The 20,848-nt window shown below is 71.0% G+C and carries 19 protein-coding genes; 14 read left to right on the forward strand and 5 right to left on the reverse strand.

What is annotated here, in order from left to right; genetic code table 11:
* The first annotated feature begins 113 nt into the window (after positions 1 to 113).
* The 6 genes from ABD208_RS01490 to ABD208_RS01515 all read left to right on the forward strand — a co-directional run bounded on the left by ABD208_RS01490 (position 114) and on the right by ABD208_RS01515 (position 4,349).
* Positions 114 to 398: a WXG100 family type VII secretion target gene (locus ABD208_RS01490; RefSeq protein WP_344098895.1), complete on the forward strand. Its 285-nt coding sequence runs from the start codon at positions 114 to 116 to the stop codon at positions 396 to 398.
* Positions 399 to 551: 153 nt separating this feature from the next.
* Positions 552 to 1,580 (forward strand): WXG100 family type VII secretion target, encoded by a 1,029-nt coding sequence (locus ABD208_RS01495; RefSeq protein ID WP_344098896.1) that lies wholly within the window; start codon positions 552 to 554, stop codon positions 1,578 to 1,580.
* A complete protein-coding gene (locus tag ABD208_RS01500) occupies positions 1,580 to 2,374 on the forward strand; it encodes a hypothetical protein (RefSeq protein ID WP_344098897.1) in 795 nt (264 codons plus the stop codon). Before ABD208_RS01495 ends, ABD208_RS01500 begins: the two co-directional genes overlap by 1 nt.
* The gene (locus ABD208_RS01505) at positions 2,371 to 3,111 is read left to right on the forward strand and encodes a hypothetical protein (protein ID WP_344098898.1); all 741 of its coding nucleotides are present in this window, start codon (positions 2,371 to 2,373) and stop codon (positions 3,109 to 3,111) included. The genes ABD208_RS01500 and ABD208_RS01505 overlap by 4 nt, the downstream gene beginning before the upstream one ends.
* 223 nt (positions 3,112 to 3,334) lie before the next feature.
* Positions 3,335 to 3,613: a hypothetical protein gene (locus ABD208_RS01510; RefSeq protein ID WP_344098899.1), complete on the forward strand. Its 279-nt coding sequence runs from the start codon at positions 3,335 to 3,337 to the stop codon at positions 3,611 to 3,613.
* Positions 3,614 to 3,710: 97 nt separating this feature from the next.
* Positions 3,711 to 4,349, forward strand: a complete 639-nt coding sequence (locus tag ABD208_RS01515; RefSeq protein ID WP_344098900.1) for a hypothetical protein — start codon at positions 3,711 to 3,713, stop codon at positions 4,347 to 4,349.
* Positions 4,350 to 4,420: 71 nt separating this feature from the next.
* Here ABD208_RS01515 and htpX read toward each other — a convergent pair whose 3' ends face one another.
* Complete coding sequence (htpX, locus tag ABD208_RS01520) at positions 4,421 to 5,323, reverse strand: zinc metalloprotease HtpX (protein WP_344098901.1); 903 nt, start codon at positions 5,321 to 5,323, stop codon at positions 4,421 to 4,423.
* A 226-nt stretch (positions 5,324 to 5,549) separates the two neighbouring features.
* On the opposite strand from htpX, the gene ABD208_RS01525 reads away from it, so the two are divergent.
* From ABD208_RS01525 to ABD208_RS01550, 6 genes are all read left to right on the forward strand, one after another.
* Positions 5,550 to 6,485, forward strand: coding sequence for a WXG100 family type VII secretion target (locus ABD208_RS01525; RefSeq protein WP_344098902.1), 936 nt, complete (start codon positions 5,550 to 5,552; stop codon positions 6,483 to 6,485).
* A gap of 59 nt (positions 6,486 to 6,544) precedes the next feature.
* Positions 6,545 to 7,201, forward strand: a complete 657-nt coding sequence (locus tag ABD208_RS01530; RefSeq protein WP_344098903.1) for a hypothetical protein — start codon at positions 6,545 to 6,547, stop codon at positions 7,199 to 7,201.
* Between the two features lie 59 nt (positions 7,202 to 7,260).
* The gene (locus ABD208_RS01535; protein WP_344098904.1) at positions 7,261 to 7,902 is read left to right on the forward strand and encodes a hypothetical protein; all 642 of its coding nucleotides are present in this window, start codon (positions 7,261 to 7,263) and stop codon (positions 7,900 to 7,902) included.
* Positions 7,899 to 8,195, forward strand: coding sequence for a hypothetical protein (locus tag ABD208_RS01540; RefSeq protein WP_344098905.1), 297 nt, complete (start codon positions 7,899 to 7,901; stop codon positions 8,193 to 8,195). The genes ABD208_RS01535 and ABD208_RS01540 overlap by 4 nt, the downstream gene beginning before the upstream one ends.
* Positions 8,196 to 8,316: 121 nt before the next feature.
* The gene (locus ABD208_RS01545) at positions 8,317 to 9,726 is read left to right on the forward strand and encodes an FAD-dependent oxidoreductase (protein WP_344098906.1); all 1,410 of its coding nucleotides are present in this window, start codon (positions 8,317 to 8,319) and stop codon (positions 9,724 to 9,726) included.
* A 162-nt stretch (positions 9,727 to 9,888) separates the two neighbouring features.
* Complete coding sequence (locus ABD208_RS01550) at positions 9,889 to 11,124, forward strand: AAA family ATPase (RefSeq protein ID WP_344098907.1); 1,236 nt, start codon at positions 9,889 to 9,891, stop codon at positions 11,122 to 11,124.
* A gap of 92 nt (positions 11,125 to 11,216) precedes the next feature.
* Here ABD208_RS01550 and ABD208_RS01555 read toward each other — a convergent pair whose 3' ends face one another.
* The 4 genes from ABD208_RS01555 to ABD208_RS01570 form a co-directional block, all read right to left on the reverse strand.
* Positions 11,217 to 12,953: a glycoside hydrolase family 13 protein gene (locus ABD208_RS01555; RefSeq protein ID WP_344098908.1), complete on the reverse strand. Its 1,737-nt coding sequence runs from the start codon at positions 12,951 to 12,953 to the stop codon at positions 11,217 to 11,219.
* A 101-nt stretch (positions 12,954 to 13,054) separates the two neighbouring features.
* Positions 13,055 to 13,978, reverse strand: coding sequence for a carbohydrate ABC transporter permease (locus ABD208_RS01560; RefSeq protein WP_344098909.1), 924 nt, complete (start codon positions 13,976 to 13,978; stop codon positions 13,055 to 13,057).
* A complete protein-coding gene (locus ABD208_RS01565) occupies positions 13,965 to 14,936 on the reverse strand; it encodes a carbohydrate ABC transporter permease (RefSeq protein ID WP_344098910.1) in 972 nt (323 codons plus the stop codon). Before ABD208_RS01565 ends, ABD208_RS01560 begins: the two co-directional genes overlap by 14 nt.
* Before the next feature lie 68 nt (positions 14,937 to 15,004).
* Entirely contained in the window at positions 15,005 to 16,291 is a 1,287-nt protein-coding gene (locus ABD208_RS01570) for an ABC transporter substrate-binding protein (RefSeq protein WP_344098911.1), read from the reverse strand.
* Positions 16,292 to 16,546: 255 nt separating this feature from the next.
* Here ABD208_RS01570 and ABD208_RS01575 point away from each other — a divergent pair, with 255 nt between their 5' ends.
* Both ABD208_RS01575 and ABD208_RS01580 read left to right on the forward strand, forming a co-directional pair.
* A complete protein-coding gene (locus tag ABD208_RS01575) occupies positions 16,547 to 17,698 on the forward strand; it encodes an ROK family transcriptional regulator (RefSeq protein ID WP_344098912.1) in 1,152 nt (383 codons plus the stop codon).
* 95 nt (positions 17,699 to 17,793) lie between these two features.
* Positions 17,794 to 20,730 (forward strand): glucodextranase DOMON-like domain-containing protein, encoded by a 2,937-nt coding sequence (locus ABD208_RS01580; RefSeq protein ID WP_344098913.1) that lies wholly within the window; start codon positions 17,794 to 17,796, stop codon positions 20,728 to 20,730.
* Positions 20,731 to 20,848 lie beyond the last annotated feature (118 nt).

The raw sequence follows: 20,848 nt of genomic DNA on the forward strand, positions 1-20,848 counted from the left end.
GATGGGTAGCACTGCCCATTCCGCGGGCGTCACGGGTTCTGGTTGAGTACGTGGCGTCGAACAACGAGGCCGCCGCATGAGACGCATGCGGGGCCGTGGATGAAGGAGTGAACATGGTCGCAGAGGGCGGCAACGTCTTCGGTCTCGATGTCGAGGCAGTCCGGCAGCTGGCGAACGTCCTGCGTGAGCAGGCCGAGCAGGTCCGCACGACGGTCCAGACGGTCACGTCGCAGATGGGCCAGACCGAGTGGAACGGCCCGGACGCCGTGCAGTTCCAGGAGGAGTGGGACGGCACCCACACCGTCAAGCTGAACGAGATCGCCTCCGCGCTCGACGAGTACGCCACGACGGCCGACAACAACGCCTCGATGCAGGAGGACACCTCGAACCAGTACTGATCCTCACCGATCGGTACTGCCGCCGAGGCAGGCCTGCAGGGAGTCATCGCAAGGGGTGCGGCGCCACGGTGCCGCACCCCTTCGCCCGTTACCCGAGAGGGTGCGCCGGGAGCTCGACGAGTTCCGGGCACCCGCCATCGTTGAGGAGGGATAGTGGCCGGAGGGATGTACGGCGCCGACATCGAGGCGCTGCGTACGCTGGCCGACAGGATCGCCGAGGGCAGTCAGACGCTCGACGGCGTCGTCGCGGCGGTGGAGACCGCGATCCCGGGCCCGGAGAGCTGGGGCGGGCCCGACGCGGAGGGATTCCGCGCGGAGTGGGGCGACACCCATCTGGTCCGCCTCCGCGAGACGGCGAGCGCGCTGACCGAGGTCGCCGGGAAGGTCCGGGACAACGCGGACGCGCAGGAGTCGACCTCGAACGACTACTCGGGCGTTCCCGGAGGGGGCGGCAGCGAGAACGGCACCCCGGGTGGTGGCGACGGCTTCGACTGGGGCGAGCTCGGCATGATCGGGCTCAAGTCGATCGGGCCGGTGCTGGCCGCGGTGAAGGCGATCAAGACAGGCAGCGCCCTGGTCAGCGCGGTGCGGGCGGGCGGCCTGGCCGCGGGGGCGCGGTCCGTCTACCTGGCTGCCGACGGTCTGGTCGGAGCCACGGCCAGGGGGTTCGGCGCCGCGAATTCCTATGGGTTGCTGGGCCGGCTCGGCGGCGGGGCGCTCTCGCCGATCTTCGGCTCCGGCGCGGTGCAGTTCGCCGGCCAGGCCTCGCGCTTCATCGGTGGTGCCGGTGGTGCCCTGGCGATCTACGACGGCGTCAACCGGATGTTCAACACGCAGTACGACGGCGCCCGTGGCGTCATGGACCGCGTGATGGGCGGCGTCGGCGTCGTCGGCGGTGCCGGCAGCATCGCCATCGCCCTGGGCGGCGCCGCGTTGCTCGGCCCGGTGGGTGTCGGCGTCGTCGTCGGCGCGGGCCTGGCGGCCGGTGCCTGGGCGCTGGGCAACATGGTGTGGGACGCCTACGGCGACGAGATCTCGGCCTTCGCGAGCGACGCCACGGAGTGGGTGGGCGATACGGTGGGTGACGCAGCCGAGGCCGTGGGTGACGCGGCAGGTGATGCGGTCGATGCCGTGGGCGACGCACTGGGCGACGCCGGTGACTTCATAGGAGGCCTCTTCTGATGGACCAGCAGGAAATGCGGTTCGACTCCGCCGACGTCGACGCCGCGCAGGGCGTCATGGGCAGGATCGTGCCGGGGAAGTCGACCCGTGTCGTGGCGCTCACGGACGAGCAGGTGCTCATCCTCGACGGCGTCGAGACCGAGCAGGTCGTGCCCTTGCCGTGGCTGGACGAGCAGGGGGACGCCGACCGTTCCCTCGTGGGGCGCGTGGCGCTCCGGTCGATGCTGTCGCAGGGCCTGGTCAAGACGCTGCCGACCGCCGACGGCTCGGACGTGACGCTCGAGGCGATCCCGGAGATCACCGGCCCGCTCGTGCTGCGCCGGACGGCGCAGGCGATCATGTCCGTCGAGCGGACGACGTCGCTGGGCAAGAGCTGGGTGTTCTGCTACGTGCACGACGGGCTGGGGATCCTCGAGGAGGACGTGGCCGACAGCGGTCACCACCGCTTCTCGGTGTACTCCCAGGACCATCTCGGGGAGCGGCTCCAGGGCTTTCTCGACCCGACGTCGGCCGCGGTGCTGTCGGGCCGCACGCGGACGTTCGGGGTGGGGCAGTTCGAGGCGGAGGCCGCCTCGATCCCCGAGGTGGCCGAGGCTCAGGTCGTCACCACGCTCGCCGTGGTCCGCGCGGAGGCCGAGGAGATCGTCAACGTCTCGGTGTTCGCCGGGCCCCAGGGCGTCTTCGTGCTGCGCGGCAGCGACCGGGACGGCTCGGGGAACGAGACGCTCACCCTGACCGAGGCGGGTGCCGCGGATCTGCGCGCGCTGCCGGGCAGCCTGGTGGCCGCGCCGTGACGGGGGAGCGTCCCGGCCGGAAGGTGCGCGCTCTCGCGGCACGGTTCCCCGAGCTGGGGGCGGTGCGGTACGTGGAGGGGAACCCGCCGTCACCCGCGGCGGTCGTCATCGCGGTGCTGGTGGTGCTGACGTTCTCGGCCGGGATCGTGCTCGGCAACGGCGAGCCGGCCGACGCGGCGCTCGTGGCGCCCTGGTGGGTCCTGATCGCCGCGGTCATCCTGTGGTTCCTCGGCTCGGAGAAGGTCGTCGTCCTGGAGCGCGGCCTGCTGATCGGGTCGGTGGCCCCGTTCCTGACCCCGTTCGTGGTCCCGTTCCACCGGCTGGACGCGGCGAGCGTCACGGCGTACCGGCCGGTGTGGAAGCTGCCGCAGATGGTGGCCGGAGGCGTCCCGCTGCGGCAGGGACGGAGCACGGTGTGGGGCTGGAACGGCGTGGCGTTCGTCGCCTCGGGGGTGCGGGCGACGCGTGCGGCGGTGGACTCCTCGGGGATCCTCGGGCCCGGCGCTCTCGCCGGTGAGTCGCTGCGGCCGGGCGTGTGGTGGTTCGGCACCTGGCGGCGCACCGACGGCCTGGTCCGGGCGCTGGAGGCGGCGCTGGCCGACGCCGGCGCGCCGGGCGCCCGCGGGCTCGCCGGCCGGGCACTGCCGCAGGTCATGCTCTCGGGGAATCCGGCGGACGCCGGGGCGCAGCTGCCCGGGCTGCTCGCGGCCGGCGGGGCCGGCGCGGGCGGGGCCTGAGGGTTCCGGGGGGAGTACTCCCCATTCCGCCGGCTCGCGGGTTCTGGTTGAGTAGGGGCTGTCGAACGACCGGGCCGCCCGGCGTGGTGGCCTGCCACCGGCCACGGTGCGGCGAGAGGCGCGGCACCACTGCGGTGCCGCGCCTCTCGCGCATCGGCGGCGCGGTAGCAGGGGCCGGCCGGAGCGGACCCGGCCGTGACACCGCCGAGGGTGAGGAGGAGACGTGGCCGGAGGGATGTACGGCGCCGACATCGAGGCGCTCCGCGTGCTCGCGGACACGATCGCCGAGGGCAGCGCCCGCCTCGACGGCGTCGTCGCGGCGGTCGGCGCGGCGATGGTGCCCGAGGACGGCTGGAGCGGGCCGGACGCGGAGGGGTTCCGCGCGGAGTGGACCGACGAGCACATGGTGCGGCTGCGGGAGACGGCGAGCGCGCTGGCCGAGCTGGCCGGCAAGGTGCGCGAGAACGCCGATGCCCAGGAGGCCACTTCAAACGATTACTGAGGCGGCCGCGGAGGGGGCCGGGGCCGCGGCGACGCGCGACGCGATAGCTTTCACTCGCGCAGGCAGTGCGACCCCCACCAGGAGATGAGCCGATCCGATGCGAACCCGACGTTCCCTGCAGGCTGCCGTGGCGGCCGGCCTGCTCGCCACGACGCTGAGCGCCTGCTCGCTCCTGGCGGGCGAGCCCGGCGGGGAGGGCGGTGCGGCCCGGACGCCGTCCGCGGGCGTGGCGTCCGCTGAGGTGCCGGCCGGCGGCGCCACGGCCGGCGGAGCGCCGGCGGGTCCGCAGACGATCCAGGCCTCGAACGTCACCGCCCGGATCCCGGGCAACTGGGTCCCCGTGCCCGACCAGGACCCGTGGCGGTACATCTACCAGCTCCCGAACGACGCCGGCGGCGTGGCGGGCCAGATCCGTTTCCTGTACCCCGGCACGGCGATGGGCCCGCAGGAGGCCGTGGACTGGTTCGTCGGGCAGATCGAGGGCACCGGCGAGACCCGCGACGACTTCGCCCCGGTCACCGCCCTGCGTCAGGAGGCGAACCGCGCGAACACGTCGTACACCTACACCTCAGGGGGCCGGAACTACGTGGCCGTGGTCTGGGGCCTCAGCGACGGCAACGGCGCGCCGTCCCTGGTCCAGGTCTCGGGCCAGCAGACCGTCGTCACGCCGGACCTGGTGGCCCGGGTGGACCGGTCGCTGGACCTCACGGGCGACCTGCCGGCACCGGCCCGGTGACGCCGGGCCGGTGACGTCGGGCCGGTGACCCCCGGCCAGGTGATTCCGGCCCGGCCGCACCGCCGGCGCCCTCAGTACCCGCCGAAGCCGTTCGGCCCGTACCGGCTCCCGTAGCTGCCGCCCGGGCCGCCGGCCATCCGCTCGAGGCGGGCGATGCGATCCTTCATCGGCGGGTGCGTCGCGAACAGCCGCGCCAGCCCGGCGCCCCGGAACGGGTTCGCGATCATCACGTGGGAGACGTTCGTCAGCTCCCGGTCCTGCGGCAGCGGCGCGAGCTGCGTACCCCGTTCCAGCTTGGCCAGCGCGGAGGCGAGGGCGAGCGGGTCGCCCGTGAGCTTGGCGCCGTCCTCGTCGGCGTCGTACTCCCGCGTGCGCGAGATCGAGAGCTGGATCAGCGTCGCCGCGATCGGCGCGAGCAGCGCCATCGCCAGCGCCGCGACGGGGTTGCCGCCCTCCCGGTTGCCGCCGCCGAACCACATGAGCGCCGTCGCCACCGACGTGATGACGCCCGCCATCGCCGACGCGATCGACGAGGTGAGGATGTCGCGGTTGTACACGTGCATCAGCTCGTGGCCGAGCACGCCGCGCAGCTCGCGCTCGTCGAGCAGCTGCAGGATGCCCTCCGTGCAGCACACGGCGGCGTTCTGCGGGTTGCGCCCGGTGGCGAACGCGTTGGGCGCCTTGGTGGGCGAGATGTACAGGCGCGGCATGGGCTTGCGCGCGGCCGTCGACAGCTCGCGCACGATCCGGTGCATCTCCGGGGCCTGCAGCTCCGTGACCGGGTAGGCGTGCATGGCCCGGATGGCGAGCTTATCGGAGTTCCAGTAGCTGTAGGCCGTCGTCCCGAGGCCGATGAGGACGAAGATCCACATGTAGCCCGACCTGGCTCCCATCAGGAACCAGATCCCGATGAGGACAGCCCACATCACGCCGAACATCGCGGCGGTCTTCAGACCGTTGTAGTGCCGATGCATCGCTACTTCCTTTCACCCACACGCTGAACGGCTCGTCAGGACGAACGGTTCCCGCGCCACCGGGGCGCCTGGCAGCATCATGCACGACGTCACCGACACTCCCCGCGTCCGAGGGGACTCCTCCCCATGGCCGTCCGCCGGGCGGTCTGGTTGGCTACGCCCGGAGGCTTGTGGCTCGCGACGCGGTCCAGCAGGCATGATGCATCCAGACGTGAGAGGAGGCCCTGTGAGCGGCAACATGTACGGCGCCGACATCGAGGCGCTGCGGCAGCTCGCGGACCAGATCGCCCGGGGCGGCGAGGCCCTGGAGGGCGTGGTCGGGATCGTGGAATCGGCGATGCCGACCCCGGAGCAGTGGAACGGCTTCGACGCCGAGGGGTTCCGCGAGGAGTGGAGCGGGACGCACGCGCCCGCGATCACGACGACCGCCCAGGCGCTGGCCGAGGTGGCCATGAAGGTCCGCGAGAACGCGGACGCGCAGGAGTCGACGTCCGAGGACACGGGCGGCCTGGGCAGCGGCGGCGGCTCGGGCGGCGGTGGCGGGGGCGGCGGTGGCGGCTCCTGGGGCGGGACCTCGGGCGAGGGCTCCGGCGAGTCCGACTGGCGCGACTCCGTCCCGGATCTGCCGGACAGCATCCGCGACATCATCGACGTCGAGGGGACGACGGGGGACGCCGGCGGCTTGTTCGCGAGCCTCCTCGGGCTCAAGTTCCCCGAGTTCGCCAAGGGCATGGGCGGCGTCTTCAGCGTCGCCGGTCTGGTCACCGGTTCGTACCAGTACATCGACTCGGGCCTCGACTTCCTCCGCGAGGGCGGCGCCGACAACCTGTACTCGGCGGGCGACGGTTATGTCGCGGCGGCGCTCGCCGCGGGCACCCTCTTCGGCGGGCCGGCGGCCCCGGCCTTCGCCATCGCGGGCGGCGTCTGGGCGGGCGCGAGCCTGATCAACGGCCTCGTCTCCGACCGCCCGCTCACCCAGAACCTCATCGACTACGTGAGCCCGGTGGGCCTGATCTACAACGCCTTCTCGGACACGAACCTGTCCGACGACATCGCGGGGATCGCCGATTCGGCGGTCGACAAGGCGGGCGAGGTCGTGGGCGACGTCGTCGACGCCGGCGGTGACCTCATCGAGGGCGCCGGCGACCTGCTCGGGTTCTGATCGTGGGCGCACAAGGCATCATGGGCGATGACATGTCGCACCGGACGAAAGGCATGACGATGGCGGAGACCACTGTGGAAGCGCCGGGAGGCGGCCGTACGGACGGCGCCCGGATCGATCTCGCGGCGGTCGAGCTGCTGGCGCTCGTCTCGATGCGCCGGAACACCGCGACGGACCGCGCCCGCGCGCTGCTCGGCCTGCCCGAGGACGGGATCGACTCGCCGGTCACCACGGCGGGCGTCGGCTCGCTGCTCGCGCGGCGCCTCGCCACGGTCGCCGAGGGCCGGCTGGCGCCGCTGGGCCCCGTGAACGAGATCGCGTCGATCCTGATGAACGCCGTCGAGTGGATCGAGGCGATCGGCACCACCGACGACGCGTCGAACGTCGCGGCGGTGATCCGTTCCCCGGAGGGGACGGTCCTGCTCGAGCCGCGCCCGTACGACGTCTGGAACGCCTGGCCGCTGTCACAGGGCGACCCGCTGCCCGTCATCGGCGCGCGCTTCGTCGCCTCGGCGTTCGGCAACCTGCCGCGGTCGAGGCCGTTCTCCGGCAGCGTCCGCGTCGTCGCCGCGGACGCCACGACGCGTTCGGCCGTCGTGACGGTGTCCGACGACGAGGCGTGGACCCTCGCGAGCGGCCCCGGCGGCGACATCTCCGAACCCGCCCCGATCACACCCGACCCGACCTTCCAGGTGCTCGCCACGACCCTGGCGTGACGACGGCCGCCACGGATGCGCCGCGCACGTCGCGAGCACCCCACGACGAGAGGGAGACCATGACCAACCAGACCGCCGCACCCGACCTGCGGACGATCGTGTCGGAGTTCACCGCCTTCGAGATCACCGCGCTGCTGTCGGTGATCGACACGGAGTCCGCCGCACGCACCCTCGAGCTGCTGCACCTGCCCGCGGTGGAGAAGGACTCTCCGGCCGTCGGCATCGGGCTGAGCACGCTGATCGCCCGGGGCAAGATCACCACCACGGGCGGCCTGATGCCCGTCGGCGACGCCGCACGGCTGGCCGGCCTCGGCGGCACGGCCACGACCTGGATCGAGACCGTGACGATCACGGGCGACCGGAAGTCCGTCGCGGTCTTCGTCTCCGCGCCCGAGGGGACGGTCTTCCTGGAGCCGGCCCCCTTCGGCCTGTGGCTGGTCTGGCCGGTCAAGCCGGGCGTCAGCGCCGAACGGGCCGCCGCCGGGTACGTGGGCGCGGCCTTCGAGAAGGCCGCCGGCGCGCCGTTCGGCGGCAGCGTGGAGGCCACCCGCCTGGAGGGTCCGGTCCGGACCGCCGCGGTGAAGGTCGACGACGCCGGCACGTGGCGCCTGCAGGCCGGCGAGCTCGACAGGCCGGAGCCGCCGCGGCAGATCGCCGCCGATCCGACGTTCGCCGTGCTCGCGGAGGCGATCGCCGGATGAGCGGGATGGTGTCCGGGCCCGGCCCCGCATCGGACGAGCCGGCCCGGGCGAAGAAGGAGGCCCGCAACTCCGCGATCGTGGCGGCGGGCTCGTTCGTCCTGGCCGCGGTGGTGTGGCTCGCCTGGTGGCGGGCGCAGGTCGAGCACGTCACCGGCCCGCGCCGGGGCTTCCACGAGGGCGACCCGTTCCCGTGGTTCCTCGTCTACCCGATGATCGGCGTCGGTCTCTGGTTCACGGTCACGGCGATCCGCGAACGGGCCGCGTCCTCGCGCCTGAAGGGCCCGCGAGGCTGATTTCGGCGGGGGCGCGTGGTCACTCCGTGGACAAGCAGTTAGGTGCTGCTTACCCGTGGTCGGTAGAATCACGCCTGGCCTTCGATTGTCATCCCTCCACCGACCCGGAAGGCGCCTCTTCGTGAGCACCCGACCCTTGCGCGTCGCCGTCGTCGGTGCCGGACCCGCCGGCATCTACGCGAGCGACATCCTGTCCAAGACCGACCTCGACGTCTCGATCGACCTGTTCGAGCGCCTCCCGGCGCCGTTCGGGCTCGTCCGCTACGGTGTCGCGCCGGACCACCCGCGCATCAAGCAGATCATCGTGGCGCTCCACAAGGTCCTGTCCCGCGGTGACATCCGCCTGCTGGCGAACGTGGACTTCGGCACGGACGTCAAGCTGGAGGACCTGCGGCAGTTCTACGACGCCGTGATCTTCTCCACCGGCGCCATCAAGGACGCCGACCTGAACATCCCGGGCATCGACCTGGACGGCTCCTACGGCGCCGCGGACTTCGTGTCCTGGTTCGACGGCCACCCCGACGTGCCGCGCACCTGGCCGCTGGAGGCGCGCGAGATCGCCGTCATCGGCGCCGGGAACGTCGCGCTCGACGTCGCCCGGATCCTGGCCAAGCACCCCAAGGACCTGCTGGTCACCGAGATCCCGGCCAACGTGTACGAGGGCCTGTCGGCCTCGCCGGTCACGGACGTGCACGTGTTCGCCCGCCGCGGCCCGGCCCAGGTGAAGTTCTCGCCGCTGGAGCTGCGCGAGCTGGGCCACGTCCCGGACGTCGACATCATCGTCTACCCCGAGGACTACGACTTCGACGAGGGCTCCGAGGCCGCGATCAACTCGTCGAACCAGACCAAGCAGGTCGTCAAGACCCTCACGGACTGGGCCCTGGACGACCCGGAGACCAAGACGGCGTCGCGCCGCCTGCACCTGCACTTCCTGCACCAGCCGCACGAGGTGCTGGGCGAGGACGGCAAGGTCACGGGCTTCCGCACCGAGCGCACCGCCCTGCAGGGCGACGGCACGGTCAAGGGCACGGGCGAGTTCCACGACTTCCCGGTGCAGGCCGTCTACCGCGCGGTGGGCTACTTCGGCTCCCCGCTGTCGGAGATCCCCTACGACGAGCACAAGGGCGTCATCTCCAACCGCGAGGGCCGCGTCGTCGACCTGGACGGCGAGCAGGTGCCCGGCGTGTACGCGACCGGCTGGATCAAGCGCGGCCCGGTGGGCCTCATCGGCCACACCAAGTCCGACGCCTCGGAGACCGTCAAGCACCTGGTCGAGGACGTGGCGGGCGTGGCCGACGGCGTCGCCCCGGCCGAGGGCGACCTGTTCGGCGGCCGCACGGCCCCGCAGGGCGACCCGGAGGCGATCACCGCGTTCCTCGCGGACAAGGGCGTGGACGTCATCGAGTGGTCCGGCTGGGAACTCCTCGACGCCCACGAGCGCTCCCTCGGCGAGGCCGAGCAGCGCGAGCGCATCAAGGTCGTCCCCCGCGACGAGATGATCGCCGTCGCCAAGGGCGAGCACCGGGCCTGACCCGCTCCGCGGGCCGCACGACGACGGCCGGGGTCCCTTCCGCACGGAAGGCGACCCCGGCCGTCGCCGTCGTCGATGGCCGCCGCCGCACCGAGCCGGTCGCAGATGGTTTACAGAGGTTTACTACTGGACCGTAAACCTTCCTAAACCTACTATCGGTCCATGGATCCGGTGACGAACCCGTACACGCCCAACGCCGGCGCGACGCCGATCGCTCTGGTCGGCCGTGATGACCAGCTGGCGTCGTTCGACATCCTCCTCGGACGGCTGCGCAACGGTTACCCGGAGCAGTCGATGATCGTCACGGGCCTTCGAGGCGTGGGCAAGACCGTGCTGCTGGGCGCCTTCGCGCGCAAGGCGGAGTCCGCCGGCTGGAAGGTCATCGAGATCGAGGTCCCGAAGCGTGACACGGACCTGCACTTCCGTCGGCAGATCAGCCAGGGCGTCCGCAAGGCGCTCCTGACCATGAGCACGCCGGATCGCTGGCGGGACCTGATGCGCAAGGCGGTCGGCGTGCTCCGGAGCTTCACGCTGAGCGTCGACCCCGAGGGGAACCTCACCGCAGGGCTCGGCGTGGAACAAGCTCTCGGCCAGGCCGACACCGGCGATCTGGCCCTCGACCTCACCGACATGCTGGTAGCACTCGGCGAGGCGGCGCAGGAGGAGGAGACCGGGGTGGTCCTCCTGGTCGACGAGGTCCAGTTCCTGACCACCGACCAGCTCGAGGGCGTCATCATGGCCCTCCACAAGACCGTGCAGCGGGCCCTGCCCGTCACGATGGTCGCCGCAGGGCTTCCGCAGATCGCCGAACTGGCCGGGCAGGCGAAGTCCTACGCGGAGCGGCTGTTCAAGTTCCCCGAGATCGGCAACTTCGGAGCTGAGGACGCACGCAAGGCGCTCACCGCGCCCGCCCGTCGTCACGGCGTGGAGTACGACGACGACGCCCTGGACCTGTGCGCGTCGATCACGGACGGCTACCCGTACTTCCTGCAGGAACTGGGGTACGCGATCTGGCCGATCGCCCATGGTTCGCGGATCACACGACGCGACGTCGAACTCGCCGAGGTCGACTACACGGCCAAGCTCGACGGCAGTTTCTTCCGGGTACGCCTGGACCGGACCACGAACCTCGAGCGGGCCTACATGCGGGCCATGGCCGAACTGGGCCCGGAGCCGCACGGGACGGGGGAGGTGGCCCGGCTCCTGAGCCGGACGTCCGCCCAGGTCGCCACGGTACGAGCGACGCTGATCCAAAAGGGCCTGCTGTACACGCCCGAGTACGGCTCCACCCAGTTCACGGTGCCGCACTTCGACCAGTTCATGCTCAGAGCCGTCCCCGATCTGAGGGTCCCCGAGGTCCGGCCGCGCGGCCGCAAGGGCGCCGCGGAACAGCTGTGAACGACGACTGCCGGGGGCCTTCCGCACGGAAGGCGACCCCGGCCGTCGCCGTCGATGCCCGACGCCGTCCGTCCAGGACGGAGCCGCCGGGCCTACCCGGGCGTCGTCGCGACGTAGACCCTGGCTTCCCACGGAGCGAGCGCGAGCCGGCCGGCCGTGGTGGGGGCGTCCGGTCCGCCGTTGCTCAGCAGGAGGTCGTACCGCCCGACGTCGAGATCGATCTCCGTCCGCTCGCCGGCGAGGTTCGCCACGACGAGGAGGGTGGTGTCCTCGTGCCGGCGCCTGTAGGCGTAGACGGCCGGGTGGTCCGGCAGGAGCATCTCGAAGTCGCCGTGCGCGACCACGGGAAGCGTGTGCCGTAGCTCGATGAGGCGCCGGTAGTGGCTGAAGATCGAGCCGGGGGAGTCGTACTGGGCGGCGGCGTTGAGCCAGGCATGGTTCGGGTTGACGGCGATCCAGGGGTCTCCGGTGGTGAAGCCTGCCTGCGGTCCGTCGTCCCACTGCACGGGGGTGCGGGCGTTGTCGCGCCCGATGTGCCGGACGGCCGCCATGACCTGCTCGGGGTCCTGTCCGGCCGCGACGGCGCCGCGGTAGTGGTTGAGGGATTCGACGTCCCGGAGGTCCTCCACGGCCGCGAAGGGCGCGTTGGTCATGCCGATCTCCTCGCCCTGGTAGACGTAGGGGGTGCCGCGGTGCAGGTGCAGCACGGTGGCCAGGGCGGTGGCCGACTCGCGCCAGTGCGCGCCGTCGTCGCCGAACCGGGAGACGCTGCGTGGCTGGTCGTGGTTCCCGAGGTAGAGGCTGTTCCAGCCGGTCGAGCCCAGCTCGCGCTGCCAGCGCCCGAGGGAGGCCTTGAGGTCGGACACCCGGAGCGGGAGCGGGTCGAACTTGCCGCCGGGGCCGTGGTCGAGGTTCACGTGCTCGAACTGGAACACCATGTCGAGCTCGTGCCGCGCGGGGTCGGTGAACAGGACGGCGTCCTCCCAGGTGACACCGGGCATCTCGCCGACGGTGAGGTACTGCCCCTCCCGCCCGGCGAAGACCTCGCGGTGCATCTCCTGCATGAACTCGTGGATGCGCGGGCCGTTCGCGTAGTGGGGGAACCCGTTCCCGAGCCCTGAGGCGCCCGGAACGCCGTCGGGCAGCGCGGTGTCCTTCGAGATGAGGTTGATGACGTCCATCCGGAAACCGTCGACCCCCCGGTCGAGCCACCAGCGCATCATGGCGTACACGGCGTGGCGGACGTCGGGGTTCTCCCAGTTGAGGTCGGGCTGCCTGCGGTCGAACAGGTGGAGGTAGTACTCCCCGGTGGCCGGGTCGAGGGTCCAGGCGGGGCCGGAGAAGAAGGACTCCCAGTTGGTGGGTTCTGCCCCGGGGTCACCCGGTGCGAGGCCGTCGCGGGCGGGGCGCCACCAGTACCAGTCGCGCTTGGGGTTGTCCTTGCTCGACCGCGACTCGCGGAACCACGGGTGCTCGTCGCTGGTGTGGTTGACGACGAGGTCCATGACGAGTTTCATGCCGCGCCGGTGGATCTCGGCCAGGAGGTCGTCGAAGTCGGCCAGGGTCCCGAAGACCGGGTCGATGTCGTGGTAGTCGCTGATGTCGTAACCGTTGTCGGCGTGGGGCGAGCGGTAGATCGGCGACAGCCAGATCACGTCGACGCCGAGCCGTTGCAGGTGGTCCAGCCGGGAGCGGATCCCCGGCAGGTCGCCGATCCCGTCACCGTTCGAGTCGGCGAACGAGCGGGGGTAGATCTGGTAGACGACGGCGCTCCTCCACCAGTGCGGATCGGTTCCGGTCGTGACGTGGTCGGTCTGCGTGAGCGACATGGGTTTTCCTTGGGGTTATCGGGTCCGGCGAGCCTGGGGTCGTCCAGGCGCGACGCCCTGGCCCGGTGCCGAAGTGGTCACCGGGCCAGGAAGGGGCGGGGTCACTTCACGGCGCCGAGGTTCACGCCGCGCATGAGGGTCCGCTGGAAGACGAGGAAGAAGACCAGGGCGGGCAGGAAGCCGGCCAGCGACGCCGCCGCCAGGGCGGTCGGGTCGGAGGTGTACTGGCCGGAGAGCGCGCCGAGGGACACCGACACGGTCTGGTTCGCCGCGGACGGGAGCAGGATCAGGGGCAGGAAGAAGTCGTTCCACGTCCAGATGAAGAAGAACGTGACGAGCACCGACAGGGTGGGCCGGGTCAGGGGGAACACGATGCGCCCGAGGATCTGCCGCCGGCTGGCGCCGTCGATCCGCGCCGCCTCGAGCACCTCCCTGGGAAACGCCCCCAGGACGGACGAGAGCATGTAGGTCCCGAACGCGCTCTGCAGGACGGCGAGGATGATGATGACGCCGGGGAGCGTGTCGTACAGCCCGAGGTCGCGGGTCAGCACGAACAGGGGGTAGACGAGCGCCTCCTGGGGGATGGTGAACGCCACCATGAAGACCGCCAGGATCCACACCCTGCCCTTGATCCGCCCGATGCCGATGGCGAACGCGCTGAGCAGCGAGAGCAGTGCCGCGATGAGTGCCACGCTGCCGGAGATGATGACGCTGTTCAGGAGCTTGCCGTTGAAGTCGACACCGCGCCAGAAGGTGACGAGCGTGCTGAGGTCCAGCCTGCTGGGCAGCGACATCGGGCCGTCCTGGATGTACTCGGCCGAGGGCTTGAACCCGTTGATGACCGCGATCCAGAACGGGAAGATCATCAGCAGTGCCGCGGCGCCGACGACGACGAGCACGACCCAGCCGCTGACCCGGCGCCGGCTCCGGGCACCGCCCCGGGTGCGCAGCGACACGCCGGGTGCGGGCCTGACGTCCTTGGTGGCGGGCGCGTGAGCGCCGTGGGTGAGGTCATCGACCGTCATCGTCGAACCCTTCCGTGGTGCGCGTCTGGTAGCGCAGCAGCGCGATCGCGATGATCGTCACGAGGATCGCGAGAACCGTGGCGACCGCGGCGCCGTAGCCGACGCGCGTGGTGGTGAAGAAGCTGGAGAACGAGAAGTAGGCGGGCACGATCGTGCTCGTGCCCGGCCCGCCCTTGGTGAGCACGAAGATGGGCGCGAAGACCTTGAGCGCGGCGACGGAGGTCGTGATGAGCACGACGGCGATCTCGGGCCGCAGCTGGACGAGCGTGATCATGCGGAACCGCTGCCACCATCCGGCGCCGTCGAGCTCGGCGGCCTCGTGCAGGGCCGGGTCCACGCGCGAGAGCCCCGCCATGAACACCACGACCGTGTAACCGATCTGGAGCCAGATCAGGACGTTCATCACCGAGTAGACGGCCAGGTCGGAGTCGCCGAGCCAGTTCTGCCGCAGGTGCTCCAGGCCGACGGAGCCGAGCAGGGAGTTGATGATCCCGTACTCGGGCTGGTACATCCACTTCCACAGCACCCCGGCGACCGCGATCGGCAGGATCTGCGGCAGGTAGAACATCGCGCGCAGGAAGCTCGACGTGCGGGTGCCGAACCGCGGGGCGATGAAGTCGAACAGCACGGCGGCCACCAGGACGCCGATCCCGGTCGGGATCACGGCGATCGCGACGACGAAGAAGGCGCTGTTGCGGAACGAGGTCCAGAATGTCGCGTCCCCCAGGAGCTGTGCGTAGTTGTCGAGCCCGACGAACTCCGGGTCGCCCACCCCGCTCCAGGTCGTGAGGCTGTAGAAGAGGTTCATCCCGAACGGGACGAGCACCACCGCCAGGAAGCCGAGCGCTCCCGGGACGATGTACAGCCAGTACCCGGCAGGTCGTTCCGTGCCCGGCAGGCGTCGTCGTCGCGCGGGTGCACCGGTCGAACGCGCAGGCGCGCCGGTCAGAAATGTCATGGTCGATTCCTTCGTACGTGCGGTGGCGCGAGCCGTGCTCGCGCCACCGCACCCGGATGTGGACCGGCTCAGCCCTGCGGCTTGCCGGCGTCGTAGGCGGCCTGGATGTTCGACGCCGCCTGGGCGGGGTCGACGTTGCCCTGGACGAGGTCCGAGGTCTGGGCGATCAGGACGTCGTTGAGACCCGCCACGGGCCAGTCGGGGTACCAGGCGAGCCGGCCGCCCTCACCGGACAGCAGCTCGTCGAAACGCTGCGTGACGAGCTTGCCGACCGGCTCGGTCACCCCGCCCTCCTCGGCCGCCACCGGGACGCCGCCCAGGTTGCCGAGCTCGTTCTGCACCTCGGGACGCTGGGTGATCTCGATGAAGTCGTAGGCGAGCTCCTTGTTCCTCGCCTTGGCCGGGACGACCCACAGGTTGCCGCCCGAACCCGGGTGCAGCTCGTTGCCCGGGAAGAGGATCTGGTCCCACTCGAAGCTGGTGATCTCGGTCGTGAAGCTGCCCGCCCACCAGGTGCCGGAGTAGAACAGCGGGTACTTGCCGGCGACGAACGCGTTGCCCGCGTCCTGGGCCGGGATGCCCGTGGAGTCCGTGGTGATGTAGCCCTTGTCCACCCACTCCGAGAACGTCGTCGCGGCCTGCTCCCAGGCCGCCCAGTCGGGCTCGCCGGTGAACTGCTGGTACGCGGCCAGGGAGTCGTCGTCCATGTGCGCCAGGGCGAGCGCGTAGAGCAGGTGCGGGCCGGGGTAGTCGGCAGATCCCAGGGCGAGCGGGGTGATGCCGTGGTCCACGAACGACTGCATCACGGACTCGAGGTCCTCGAGCGTCTCCGGGGCCTCGAGGCCGTGCTCGGCGAGCATGTCCTGGTTGTAGAACAGCCCGACGTGCTCGCCGTAGTTCGTCACCCCGTACCGCTGACCGGAGCCCATGATCCCGTTCTCGTAGAGGCCCACGTCCTGCGCGGTGTTGTCCAGGTCCCACCCGCGCTCGGCCGCGACGTCCGTCAGGTCCGTGAGCAGGCCCGCCTTGGACACCACGCCCGCGGTCGCGTTGCCCTTGAGGTACTCGAGCACGTCCGGGGCGTCGTTCGAGTCCAGGATGAGCTGACCGGACTGCTGCATCTGCTCGTACGTCTTGAGCTCGAACTGCACCTCGACGCCCGGGTGCTCCTCCTCGAAGATGTCGACCGCCGTGTTCCAGGCCGCCGACAGCGCGGAGTCGTCAGCTTCCCACCACCAGACCTTCAGGGTCCTGCCGTCCTCGGCGCCGCCGTCGTCACCGCCGTTCGCGCAGGCCGCGAGGCCCAGCGCGAGAACGAGCGAGCCGGCAGCCAGCACCGCAGTGTGCTTGCGCATTCCAGTTCCTCCTGATCGTTGTCTCCGTGCCTCGCGGGCAGGCCCGGCGGTGTCCTCGACGACAGCCGGGACCCTCTGGGGTTCGAGGCGGAGATTTCTTCGTTACAACATTAACTCCAAGGAGGCGATCGGCGTCAAGCCGCTTGAAGTCACGGTTGCGTCACGTGGGAGGGGTTGACTCAGAGTTTCGTGTCGGTATTATCTAGTCCAGATCGACGACAAGCTCAGCGACGAAGAGCTCAGTGAGGAGCGCAGATGCTGGACACCGCATCACCCTGGACGCCGCTGTCGGCCACCTCGCGCCGCGTGGCGCTCGAGGTGCTGCTGCACGGTCCGCTCGCGCGGACCGAACTCGCCCGGCGGCTGGATCTCTCCACCCCGAGCCTGACCCGGATCACCAAGCCGCTGCTCGACGCGGGCGTGCTGCACGAGGTGCGGGAGCCGGCCACCAGCGGCGGGGGCCGGCCCCTGCAGCCGCTCGACGTCGACCCGGGGCTGCAGCAGTTCGCCGGCATCAAGCTCACGGGCTTCCGTGCGTACGGCGTGCTGACGAACCTGCGTGCGGACATCCTCGCGACCTGCTCGCACGAGATCACCGCCCTGGATCCCGGATCGGTCGTCGACGTGCTCGCCCAGGTCGTCGCCGAGCTGTCCGCGGAGCACACCCCGGCGGCCGTCGGGGTCGGGCTCGGCGGAGCGATACGCGACTTCACCCTCGTCCGGCGCGCACCCTTCCTGCACTGGCACGACGTCGACCTCGGACTGCTCCTGGCCGAGCGCACCGGCAGGCCGGTGGCGGTCGCGAACGACCTGGACGCCCTGATGGAGGCGGAGCACTGGTTCGGGGACGGGCGCGATGTGCACAGCTTCGCGGCCCTGACCATCGGAGCGGGGGTGGGCGGAGGCCTGGTCATCCACGACCGCCTGGTCACCGGCCCGGACTCCGGGATCGGCCTCCTCGGCCACTTCCCGATCGACCCGCTCGGCCCGTCCTGTCCCGAGGGGCACCGCGGCTGCGCCGACGCGCTGCTGTCGACCAAGGCGATCCACACCCAGGCCGCCATGGTGCTCGGACGGGCCGTCACCTACGACGAGGTGCTCGACCTCGCGGCCGGCGGCGACCCGCTGGCCGACCAGATCGTCGCGCGCTCCGCCTACGCCTTCGGCACCCTGATCGCCGCCGTGGCGAACATCGCCCAGCCCGAGCGCATCCTGCTCACGGGCGAGGGCATCCGCCTCGCCCACGTCGCCCGGAAACGCCTGCAGGCAGGCATCGACCAGGCGCGTCAGCCCGAGGCGTCACCCCTGGACCTGCGCATCCTCGACGACGACCCCACCCTGTGGGCGCGCGGCGCCGCGGCCGTCGCCATCCAGCGCACCGTCCTGGCCAGCCTGCCCCGGCACTGACCCGACCCCTCGCACCACCGCGCGCTCCGGGAGCCGCGCGGCGATCCGTCACACCTCATCACCGTCGATGACCCTGCTCAAGGAGGAGCACCCCCATGCGTTCTGCCCGAACACGCCGGCCCACGACGGCCGCGACCGCGACGACAGGAGCACTTGCCCTTGTCGCCGGCCTCCTGATCGCCACGCCTTCGGTGGCGACGACCGGCCCGTTCCCGGCGGGAGCGGCCGAGACCCGCACCGCGAACTCCGCCCAGCTGCGCACCTGGTGGCACGACAACGCCGCCGCCACCACGGCACCGATCGCCGGCGACCAGGTCCGCCGGTCGACGTTCTACGACGCGACGGTCGCCACGGCTTCGGACCCGGACACGCCGTACGACTCGTTCGTGTACATGAGCGTCCCGCGCGGCGGGAACGACAAGCTCGGCTACACCGAGGAGGACGGCGCCGAGTTCTCCTCCTCCGCGGACCTGACCATGAGCTGGTCGAGCTTCGAGTACTCGGCCGACGTGTGGGTCGACATCACGCTCAAGTCAGGGCAGCAGATCGCCTCGGCCGACCAGGTCACGATCCGCCCCACCGACCTCGGCCTGGAGACCCGGCTCGTCGACTCGACCACGAGCCGCGTGAAGGTGCCCTACAGCGAGGACGGCCACCGGTTCTCCGTCGAGTTCGACCCGCAGCTGGTCACCGCCTACAACGACCTGACCGGTGCGAGCGGCCGGCTCACCACCAGCGCCGAGGGCAACCGGGCGATCGGCACGGAGCCGCGGAACTCCGTGCTCGTCTTCGCCAACCCCGCACCTTCGGTGGCCGAGGCCGAGCGGACCATCCCCACCGAGCAGTCAGGCTCCCTCCACCGGCCCCAGCCGGGTCTGGTGGACGATCTGGACGACGTCACCGAGGAGATCGTCTACTTCGGCCCCGGCACGTACTACATGGGGGCGGACCACCACGCCGTCCTGCCCGAGAACGTCAGGTGGGTGTACCTGGCGCCCGGGGCCTACGTGAAGGGTGCGTTCCGGTTCCCGCACGAGACACAGCCTGAGCTCAAGGTCACCGGTCTCGGGGTGCTCTCCGGCGAGCAGTACGTCTACGAGGCGGACACCTCGCACGGGTACCAGCACAACGTCACCGACAACTGCCACGTGACCTGCGTGAAGATGCTGCAGTTCGAGTCCTCCAACACCCAGCAGACGCTCGACCTGCAGGGCGTGACGATCAACGAGCCCCCGTACCACTCGTTCGTCGTGTACGCCCACGAGGGCGACACGGAGGTCGGCGTCGAGAACTTCCGGATGAACGTGGAGAACTACAAGCAGGTCGGATCCTGGTACTGGCAGACCGACGGCATCGAGCTGTACGACGGCGGCCGGATGAGGAACACCTTCTTCCACGCCAACGACGACGTCCTGAAGATGTACCACTCCGATGTCGCCGTCGAGAACACGGTCATCTGGAAGAACGAGAACGGGCCCGTGGTCCAGTGGGGCTGGACCCCGCGCGACATCGACGGCGTCACCGTCACCAACACCGACGTCATCCACAACCGCATGTACTGGAAGGACGTCAAGTACAACACCTGCGTCTTCAACTCGTCCTCCCACTGGCAGGACATGGGCGCCACCGACCGCGCCGACACCGCGACCACGGTCCGGAACCTGCGGTTCGCGGACACCCGGGTCGAAGGGCCGGTGAACTGCGCCCTGCGGGTCTTCGCGCTGTCGGACACCCAGAACGTGGAGATCGACGGGCTGCACCTCGACGGCTGGAACGAGCTCGACCCCGAGGCGCAGGCCAGCCTCTTCAAGCGGTACACCGACCCGGCCGGCACCAAGGTGACGATCGGCGACGAGGCCGGCGAGGGCAACGGGCTGCTGCTCCACGACTTCACCGTGGGCGGCGTCCCGATCCTCAAGGCGGGCGACAACTGGGCCGCGGACGAGCTCGGCCGGCTGAACTTCGACGCCGACACCTGGGACGGCTGGAACGCGACCGCCGACGGCCGGCCGACGGGGCCGGCCCCCACCCTGACCGTCGACGGCCTGACGGACGGTGCGACCGCACCATCGAGGACGCTGGACGTCACCGGATCCACGGACGCGGCGGCGGTCACCGTCACCGTCAACGGCGTCGAGACGGCCGCGAGGCTGAGGGACGGACGATTCTCGGCCAAGGCGCGCCTGGGAGAGATCTCCCACCGCGTCCGCGTCACCGCGCGCGGCGCGGGCGGCGTGCTGAACGTCCAGCGGTTCACCGTGCACGCGTTCGGCAAGAAGGTCGGCTCCGTCACCGATCCAAGCGGGGACGACGCCGGCCCCGGAACCTACCGCTACCCCTCCGCCGGAGCGTTCAACCCCGGCAGCTTCGACCTGACCGGCCTCGACGTGTACCGCGACGGTGACACCGTCAGGTTCGTCGTCTCCACCGCCGGTGAGATCCGCAACCCCTGGGGCGGCAACGGCATGAGCACCCAGCGGGTCAACATCTACCTGAGGAACGGCGGCTCGACGACGACGACGCCCCTCCTGCCGGGAACGAACACGTCCGCGGCCGGCGCGTGGACGTACGCCGTCGTCGCCGACGGCCGGAACGACGCCTCACGCCTCGGCGGTGGTGTCTACGACGCCGGCCTGGCGAGGAGCGGGAACGTCCGGCTGACCGTCATCCCGAGCGGCAAGATCGTCGCCTCGGTCCCGGCCGACGCCATCCCTGAGGCGGGCCTGCGCTCCGCCGGGTACCAGGTCTCGATGTTCGGCGCCGCCGAGGACGGCGAGGGGATCGGCAACGTGCGTCCGGTCTACGGCACGGAGTGCTGGGAAGGGATCGGCTGCCCCTGGTTCGTCGGCCCCTATCGCGGTGGCGGCGGCGCCGGTAACTGGACCGAGTCGACGCAGTCCCACGACACCGACACCTCCGACAGCAACGCCTTCGACGTCATCACCGGCACGGCCGACCAGTCCGCCGTCATGGACTGGACCCGGGGTCCCGTCGTCGTGCCCTACGTGACGCTCGACCCCGCGCGGTCGTAGACCGCGTCCACCTGCCACCGGCGGGACGGGCATTGCCGTGCCCGTGCCGCCGGCCGCCCGCAGTCGCGGGCACGGCTCCCTCCGGGAGCTGAACGGAGACACCACCCGACCACCAAGA

It is taken from the genome of Myceligenerans crystallogenes, assembly GCF_039529775.1.
Classification (GTDB): Bacteria; Actinomycetota; Actinomycetes; order Actinomycetales; family Cellulomonadaceae; genus Myceligenerans; species Myceligenerans crystallogenes.

Coding starts and splice junctions, on each gene's coding strand:
- ABD208_RS01490 (WP_344098895.1), top strand. CDS start 114: ATGGTCGCAGAGGGCGGCAACGTCTTCGGTCTCGATGTCGAGGCAGTC.
- ABD208_RS01500 (WP_344098897.1), top strand. CDS start 1,580: ATGGACCAGCAGGAAATGCGGTTCGACTCCGCCGACGTCGACGCCGCG.
- ABD208_RS01515 (WP_344098900.1), top strand. CDS start 3,711: ATGCGAACCCGACGTTCCCTGCAGGCTGCCGTGGCGGCCGGCCTGCTC.
- htpX (WP_344098901.1), bottom strand. CDS start 5,323: ATGCATCGGCACTACAACGGTCTGAAGACCGCCGCGATGTTCGGCGTG.
- ABD208_RS01530 (WP_344098903.1), top strand. CDS start 6,545: ATGGCGGAGACCACTGTGGAAGCGCCGGGAGGCGGCCGTACGGACGGC.
- ABD208_RS01535 (WP_344098904.1), top strand. CDS start 7,261: ATGACCAACCAGACCGCCGCACCCGACCTGCGGACGATCGTGTCGGAG.
- ABD208_RS01540 (WP_344098905.1), top strand. CDS start 7,899: ATGAGCGGGATGGTGTCCGGGCCCGGCCCCGCATCGGACGAGCCGGCC.
- ABD208_RS01550 (WP_344098907.1), top strand. CDS start 9,889: ATGGATCCGGTGACGAACCCGTACACGCCCAACGCCGGCGCGACGCCG.
- ABD208_RS01555 (WP_344098908.1), bottom strand. CDS start 12,953: ATGTCGCTCACGCAGACCGACCACGTCACGACCGGAACCGATCCGCAC.
- ABD208_RS01560 (WP_344098909.1), bottom strand. CDS start 13,978: ATGACGGTCGATGACCTCACCCACGGCGCTCACGCGCCCGCCACCAAG.
- ABD208_RS01565 (WP_344098910.1), bottom strand. CDS start 14,936: ATGACATTTCTGACCGGCGCGCCTGCGCGTTCGACCGGTGCACCCGCG.
- ABD208_RS01570 (WP_344098911.1), bottom strand. CDS start 16,291: ATGCGCAAGCACACTGCGGTGCTGGCTGCCGGCTCGCTCGTTCTCGCG.
- ABD208_RS01575 (WP_344098912.1), top strand. CDS start 16,547: ATGCTGGACACCGCATCACCCTGGACGCCGCTGTCGGCCACCTCGCGC.
- ABD208_RS01580 (WP_344098913.1), top strand. CDS start 17,794: ATGCGTTCTGCCCGAACACGCCGGCCCACGACGGCCGCGACCGCGACG.